Genomic DNA, 6,708 nt, shown 5'->3' with positions numbered 1-6,708 from the left:
GAGGTTCCCATCCGAAGCTGAATGCTCCCTGAACGTTCCCGGGGGATGCGGTGACCGCCGCCGCGGCGGCGGTCACCGCATCCCCCGGGAACGTTCAGGGAGCATTCAGCTTCGGATGGGAACCTCTACCGTGATGGTGGAGGGAGCTGTGTCAGTTGGTTGAACGGACGGGCGCGAACGGCGGCCGGACACCCGAGGCGACCCTGCTCGTCGTCGAGGACGAGCCGAACATCCTCGAACTGCTCGCCGGGAGCCTGCGGTTCACCGGCTTCGAGGTGGTGACGGCGACGAACGGGGCGGACGCGGTGCAGTCGGCGCGGCGGCACCGGCCCGACCTGATCGTCCTCGACGTGATGCTGCCCGACATCGACGGGTTCGACGTCGCGCGCCGGCTGCGGTCCGGGGGCGACCACACGCCCGTCCTGTTCCTCACGGCCCGCGACGCCGTCCAGGACCGGATCAAGGGCCTCACGATCGGCGGCGACGACTACGTCACCAAGCCGTTCAGCCTGGAGGAGGTCATCGCCCGCATCCGGGCGGTGCTGCGGCGGTTCCGCGGCGGGACCGCCGAACCCCCGCCGCGGCTGGTGTTCGCCGACATCGAGCTCGACGAGGACAGCCACGAGGTGTGGCGGAACGGCCGCGCCATCCAGCTCTCGCCGACCGAGTTCAAGCTGCTGCGCTACTTCATGGCGAACGCCGGACGGGTCGTGTCGAAGGCGCAGATCCTCGACCACGTGTGGAACTACGACTTCCAGGGCGACGCGGGGATCGTCGAGTCGTACGTGTCCGCGCTGCGCCGCAAGGTCGACAACGTCGAGCCGCGGCTGATCCACACCCTGCGGGGCGTGGGCTACGTGCTGCGCGAGCCCCCGAAGACGGGATGACCGCCGCGCCGCCCGGCGGGCCCGCGCCGCCGGGCCCGTACGGCGCGCACCCGGCGCGCCCGCCCGGGCGGCGGCCGCTCACCGGGCTCGGGCGCCTCTGGGGGCGGACGTCGCTGCGCGTCAAGCTGATCGCCGGGATGATGGTGCTCGTCACCCTCGGGATGACCGTGATGGCCGTCGCGGGCGCGTCCGTCCTGCGGCAGTACCTGGTGAACCGCGCCGACGAGCAGCTGTACAGCTCGGTGGACCGCACCATCGAGCAGGTCCGGCCGTACCTGGAGCGCGGCGTCCGGCCCATCGAGCTGCGGATCCCCAGCGAGACCTACGGGGAGATCCGCACGACCGGCAACCGGGTCGTCGACCGCAGCACCGCGCTCGACGAGCGCGGCTACCCGCGGCTGCCCGCCGACCTGTCCGGGCGGCTGGACGAGCCGTTCACCGTGCCGGGCGCGGGCGGTTCGGGGTCCCCGTGGCGGGTGCTCGCCGCGCCGATCCCGGGCGGCGGCACGCTCGTCCTCGGCACCAGCATGGCGCAGATCGAGCAGACGGTCCGGCGGCTCGTCGCGATCGACCTGATCGTCGGCCTGTCCGTGCTGTCGGTGCTCGTGGGCCTCGGCGCGTGGGTCGTCCGGGCGGCGCTGCGGCCGCTGTCGGCGATCGAGGCGACGGCGGGGGCGATCGCGGCGGGGAACCTGTCGCGGCGCGTCCCCGAGGCCGACCGGCGGACGGAGATGGGGCGGCTCGGCCGGTCGCTGAACAGCATGCTCGCGCAGATCGAGGCGGCGTTCCGGGCCCGCGCCGAGTCGGAGGAGGCGGCGCGCCGGTCGGAGGAGTCCGCGCGGCGCTCGGAGGAGCGGATGCGGCGGTTCATCGCCGACGCCAGCCACGAGCTGCGCACCCCGCTCACCGCCATCCGCGGCTTCGCCGAGTTCTACCGGCAGGGCGCCGCGCGCGGCCCCGAGGAACAGGGCCGGCTGATCGGCCGCATCGAGGACACCGCCGCCCGCATGGGCCTGCTCGTCGAGGACCTCCTCCTGCTCGCCCGCCTCGACCGGCAGCGCCCCATCGAGCGCCGCCCCGTCGACCTGCTCGCCGTCGCCGCCGACACCGTCCAGGAGACCCGCGTGCTCGCGCCGGACCGGGCCGTCCAGCTGAAGGTCGCCGGCGGCACGGCCTACCAGGTCCGGGGGGACGAGCCGCGGCTGCGGCAGGTGCTCGGCAACCTGCTGACGAACGCGCTCGCGCACACGCCCGCGGGGACGCCCGTCGAGGTGCGGCTGGCGTCCGGCACGCTGCGCGGCGCGCCCGCCGCCGCCGTCGAGGTCGCCGACGAGGGGCCGGGCCTCTCCCCGGAGGCGAAGGAGCGCGTCTTCGAGCGCTTCTACCGGGCGGACGCGTCCCGCTCCCGGGAGGACGGCGGCACGGGCCTCGGCCTCGCGATCGTCGCGGCCCTCGTCGCCGCGCACGACGGCGTCGTCGAGGTCGACTCGACCCCCGGCGAGGGCGCCGTCTTCCGCGTCGTCATCCCCCTCGACACCGACTAGCGCGGCGGGCCGCGGAAGCCGTGCGGGTCCAGCAGCGACGCCGTCACGCCCGCGCCGATCAGGCCCAGCGACATCAGCCCCACCTCGTGCAGCACCATGCCGGTGACCAGCATCGCGAGCGCCGCGACCAGCAGCACCCACAGCAGCGGGCGGCCGCGCCACCACGGGCGGCGCCGCTCCGTCGTCCGGGCCGCCTCGCCGTACTCCACCATGGCCGTCCTCCGGGGTTCCGCGTCTCCTTCCATGAGACGCAAAGAACCGGGCGGCCACCATCGGTGCGAGGACCCATTTCCCTATCCCGCGACCCCCACTTTCGGAGGATGTCGCCCCGCGGAGACCGGGGGTCAGGCGCGCAGGGCGCGCATCGCCTCGCGGCGGGCGTCCCCGGACAGGACGTCGATGTAGAGGCGCCCGTCCAGGTGCCCGCACTCGTGCTGGAGGCAGCGGGCGAAGTACCCCGTCCCCTCGACGCGGACCGGGGCGCCCTTCACGTCGACGCCCTCGACGACCGCGTGCTCGGCCCGGGGGGTGTCGAACCGCAGGTCGGGCACGCTCAGGCAGCCCTCCGACTCGACGAGCGCGGCGCCGTCGGCGACCGTCAGGACCGGGTTGACGACGTGCCCGACGTGGCGGCGGCCCCGGTCGTCGTCGCAGTCGTAGACGAACACGCGAAGGCCGACCCCCACCTGGTTCGCCGCCACCCCGGCGCCGTTCTCGGCGTACATGGTGGCGAACATGTCGTCGACGAGGCGTTCGAGGGAGGCGTCGAACGTCCGCACCGGGTCGCACTCGGTCCGCAGGACCGGGTCCCCGACGACCCGGATCGGGCGCGGATTCCCCTTGCGCGTGGTGGTTCGCTTGCTCACCCGAAAATCCTATAGAACGCGCCGCGGTGCGCCCGGACGCCGCCGGGCGCACCGCACGCGCCTCAGGCCGGGTCGAGCGGGCCGCGCGGCTGCGGCGGCACCGGGCCGTGCCCCGCGGGCGACGGGCCGGGCTCCGCGGCCGGACGCGCGTGCTTCGCGACCGGCGGCGCGGGGACGTCGGCCGCCTCGGGCCCGGGCTTGTGCACCGCGGGCTGCGGCTTCGCCGGGGCCGGCTGGGCGGCGGCCGACGGCGCGTCCGGCGCGACCGGGCCCGCCGGCGCGGGCGGCGGGCGCGGGGCGCGGCTTCGGCTCGGCGGCCGGCGCGTCGGCGGGCTTGGCCGCCTTGCCCGCGGCCGGGGCCTGCTTGCGCGGCGCGGACGACTGCTTGACGGCGTCCTCGACCATCTTCTCCAGCGGTCCCGCCTCGTTCTCGGCGGTCAGCAGCCGGTGCAGGGTCTCGCTGATCTCGGTGAGCCGCTGGAGCGCCTGCGTGTGGTTCTTGGTCAGCGCGTTGAGCCGCTGCGTGGCGCCGTCGTTGATGACCCCGGCGCGGCGCTCGGCGGTGGTGAGGGTGCGCTCCGCCTCGACCCGCGCGGTCGTCACCGTCTGCTCGGCCTCCTGCTGCGCCGACGACAGCACCCGGTCGGCCTCCTTCTCGGCCGCCCCCAGCACCTGCTCGGCCTTCTGCTGCGCGGTCGCGAGGTTCTTCTCCGCGTGCCCGCGGGCGTCGTCGAGGATCCGCTTGGACTCCTGCTCGGCGTCCTCGCGGATCTCCTCCCCCTTGGCCTCCGCCTGGGCGATCTTGTCCTGCGCCTCGTCCTCGGCGAGATTGATGATCTGCCGGAGCCGGTCGGACAGGTCGTCCCCGGTCGGCTTGCGCGCCTCGCGCAGCTCGGCCATCTCGCGGCGGATGCGTTCGGCGTCGTCCTGCGCCCGCGCCAGCCGCGCCTCGAGCTCGCGGTGCTTCTGGTGGGCACGGGCGATGTAGTCGTCGACCTGGCGGCGGTTGTAGCCGCGCATGACGATCTCGAATTGCTCGTCTTTGAGGAGATTCGGCAGGATTTCGGCTTCGTTGCTCATGATGCCTTGGGGGGTCGTTGGCGGGGGTATCACCCCGTCAGGGTCGGATGCATCCTCACCCGCCGGTGGAGCGGGCCCGCGGTGGAAACGTCAGGTTCGACTCTCGTCCGGTACCACGGGTGCGCGCAACCGGAACGCCGCTCTTGCTGCCGTTTCTTCGTCCGGGTAGGCCCGACAAACTACCTGATCTATAGGAAAATCTCGCCCCACCGAGGGCCCGTGTCGCGAGGCCGTCCACAGCCCTGTGGACGGCGCCGCCTAGCATCGGGCCCCATGAGCTACGTGGGATCACTGGGGACCGACCGTCCGGACATCCACCCGGACGCGTGGGTGGCGCCCGGCGCCGTCGTCGTCGGACGGGTGAAGCTGGGGCGCGCGGCGAACGTCTGGTACGGGTCCGTGCTGCGCGGCGACGACGAGGAGATCGTCGTCGGCGACGAATGCAACATCCAGGACCTCTGCTGCCTGCACGCCGACCCCGGCATGCCCGCCGTCCTCGAAGACCGGGTCAGCCTCGGGCACAAGGCGATGGTGCACGGCGCGCACGTCGAGACGGGCGCGCTGATCGGCATCGGCGCGATCGTCCTGAACGGCGCCCGCATCGGCGCGGGCACCCTCGTCGCCGCCGGGGCCCTCGTGCCGCCCGGCAAGACCATCCCGTCCGGGGTGCTCGTCGCGGGCACGCCCGGCAAGGTCGTCCGCGAACTCCGCGACGACGACCGGCTCGTCCTCGAGCACACACCGGACATCTACGTCCGCAAGGCGCGGCAGCACCGCACCACCGCGACCTGGATCGAGTGACCCGCCGCCGCCCGGCTGACTACGATGACGGGCGTGGTGTGGGGACCGGGCTATGGCAGTGCTCCGCCGCCCAGCCCCCTGCGGGGGTCTGATCCGTTCACGGAGGCCGAGCGCGACACGCGGGCGATGGTGGCCGCGGCATGGTGGCCGTCGGCGCCGCCGCAGCAGCGGCAGCACTCGATCGGCGGCCGCATGCTCGTGCTGCCCGACGGGACGTGGTGGCTGTTCGGCGCCTGGGCGCGCTGGTACCGGCTGCACCCGTCCGACGGGCAGTGGTACCTGTGCCCGCCGCCGCGCACCCCCGCCGTCCGGATGGCCGCGCGGCCCGCGCGGCAGGGCGGCGGGCGCGTCCCCGACCTGCCCCCGCACGTCGTCCCCGCCGGGCCCGACTTCGCCTACGACCCGCCCGCCGGGCTCCCGTTCGTCGGCCGCGGCTTCGCGACCGACCTGACGTCCCGCGTCGCCGCGACCGTCCAGTCCGCCGCCGCGCTGACCGCGTCCGAGTACCCGCACTGGTGGTCGCAGTTCACGCCCGAGACGCCGTCCACCGTCGTCGCCGCGTGGGGCGTCATGCTGTGGTGCGCGCCCGCGCCCGCCTTCGACTCCCGGCTCGACGCGCAGATGCTCGACCTGTGGAAGCCCTACCGGGCGGCCCCGCTGCCCGACGTCGACGGCCCCCGCTGGCTGACCCCGCCGACCCTCGAGTCCCTCGTCGGCCTGTACGCCGAACGGCTCCGCGCGAGCCGCGTGGACGCCGCCGTCGTCGTCCTCCGCACCATGTGGGCGGTCGCGAACGCCCTGCGCGAGGACGTCCGGTTCCAGACCCGGGCCGACGCGCTGCTCGCGATCCTCGGCACGACCCTCGCGAACCCGACCGTCGACTACGACGCGCTCCCGTACGGCGACCAGGCCATCGCCCAGCAGTGGCTCACCCGCTGCCCGCCGAACCTCGTGCCCGCGCTGCGCAACGAGAGCTCGCCCGGCGACGACCTGCGGCACGTGTTCTACACGCTGTCCGAGGTCATCGCCGACCTCTCCGGCGACCCCGCCGACCCCGCCTACATCGAGCCCCGCCTCGTCGCCGCCGCGCTGCTGGCCGCCGACCTCGCCGTCGTCCGGCGCGACGTCGCGGGCTCGATCGTCCCCTGGCTGGACCCGGAGATCCGCTACACGGTGCAGGCCGTCACCGACCAGCAGGGCCACCCGCTGCGCCGGCTGTGGCCCGACGACATGCGCCTCCCCGAACCGCTCCGGTCCGCCGCCGGGTCCGGCCCCGGCGCCGAGGCCCTCCTCGCCGCCATGTACGAGGTCGACCTCGCCTGGTGCCGCCTCGGCGGCATGCCCGCGCGCCCCCGCGGCTTCCCCGTCCCCACCGCCGTCGTCGCCGGGATCATCGGCCGCAACCGGGCCCGCGCCACCGCGCAGTCGCCCACCCACACGTCCACGCCGCGCCCCGCGATGCCGCCCCCGGCGTCCGCGATGCAGAGCCAGCCCGGCCTGGCCCCCGGCGCCGCCCCGGTCCCGCCGGGC

General features: G+C 74.8%; 7 protein-coding genes. 4 read left to right on the top strand and 3 right to left on the bottom strand.

Annotation, left to right across the window (positions count from 1 at the left end):
* The first annotated feature begins 155 nt into the window (after positions 1-155).
* Together DMH08_RS37585 and DMH08_RS37580 are read left to right on the top strand one after the other, a co-directional pair.
* Entirely contained in the window at positions 156-887 is a 732-nt protein-coding gene (locus tag DMH08_RS37585; protein WP_051301204.1) for a response regulator transcription factor, read from the top strand.
* Entirely contained in the window at positions 884-2,431 is a 1,548-nt protein-coding gene (locus DMH08_RS37580; RefSeq protein WP_125620992.1) for a sensor histidine kinase, read from the top strand. The genes DMH08_RS37585 and DMH08_RS37580 overlap by 4 nt, the downstream gene beginning before the upstream one ends.
* Here DMH08_RS37580 and DMH08_RS37575 read toward each other — a convergent pair.
* The 3 genes from DMH08_RS37575 to DMH08_RS37565 form a co-directional block, all read right to left on the bottom strand.
* A complete protein-coding gene (locus DMH08_RS37575) occupies positions 2,428-2,676 on the bottom strand; it encodes a hypothetical protein (protein ID WP_125620990.1) in 249 nt (82 codons plus the stop codon). The two genes, DMH08_RS37580 and DMH08_RS37575, sit on opposite strands and share 4 nt — an antisense overlap.
* A 99-nt stretch (positions 2,677-2,775) precedes the next feature.
* Entirely contained in the window at positions 2,776-3,297 is a 522-nt protein-coding gene (def, locus tag DMH08_RS37570) for a peptide deformylase (protein WP_026404438.1), read from the bottom strand.
* Positions 3,298-3,306: 9 nt separating this feature from the next.
* The gene (locus tag DMH08_RS37565) at positions 3,307-4,377 is read right to left on the bottom strand and encodes a DivIVA domain-containing protein (protein ID WP_125620988.1); all 1,071 of its coding nucleotides are present in this window, start codon (positions 4,375-4,377) and stop codon (positions 3,307-3,309) included.
* 273 nt (positions 4,378-4,650) lie between these two features.
* Here DMH08_RS37565 and DMH08_RS37560 point away from each other — a divergent pair, with 273 nt between their 5' ends.
* Positions 4,651-5,178 (top strand): gamma carbonic anhydrase family protein, encoded by a 528-nt coding sequence (locus DMH08_RS37560; RefSeq protein ID WP_125620986.1) that lies wholly within the window; start codon positions 4,651-4,653, stop codon positions 5,176-5,178.
* Positions 5,179-5,211: 33 nt separating this feature from the next.
* On the top strand, positions 5,212-6,708 hold a 1,497-nt coding region (locus DMH08_RS37555; RefSeq protein WP_125620984.1), incomplete at its 3' end, for a hypothetical protein.

This window comes from Actinomadura sp. WAC 06369, from assembly GCF_003947565.1.
GTDB lineage: Bacteria > Actinomycetota > Actinomycetes > Streptosporangiales > Streptosporangiaceae > Spirillospora > Spirillospora rifamycini.
The sequence above is the reverse complement of the archived record's forward strand: the minus strand, read 5'-3'. Positions and strand labels throughout refer to the sequence as shown.

Excerpts from the sequence above, each read along its gene's own strand:
- DMH08_RS37580 (WP_125620992.1), top strand. The coding sequence starts at position 884 with ATGACCGCCGCGCCGCCCGGCGGGCCCGCGCCGCCGGGCCCGTACGGC.
- DMH08_RS37575 (WP_125620990.1), bottom strand. The coding sequence starts at position 2,676 with ATGGAAGGAGACGCGGAACCCCGGAGGACGGCCATGGTGGAGTACGGC.
- DMH08_RS37565 (WP_125620988.1), bottom strand. The coding sequence starts at position 4,377 with ATGAGCAACGAAGCCGAAATCCTGCCGAATCTCCTCAAAGACGAGCAA.
- DMH08_RS37560 (WP_125620986.1), top strand. The coding sequence starts at position 4,651 with ATGAGCTACGTGGGATCACTGGGGACCGACCGTCCGGACATCCACCCG.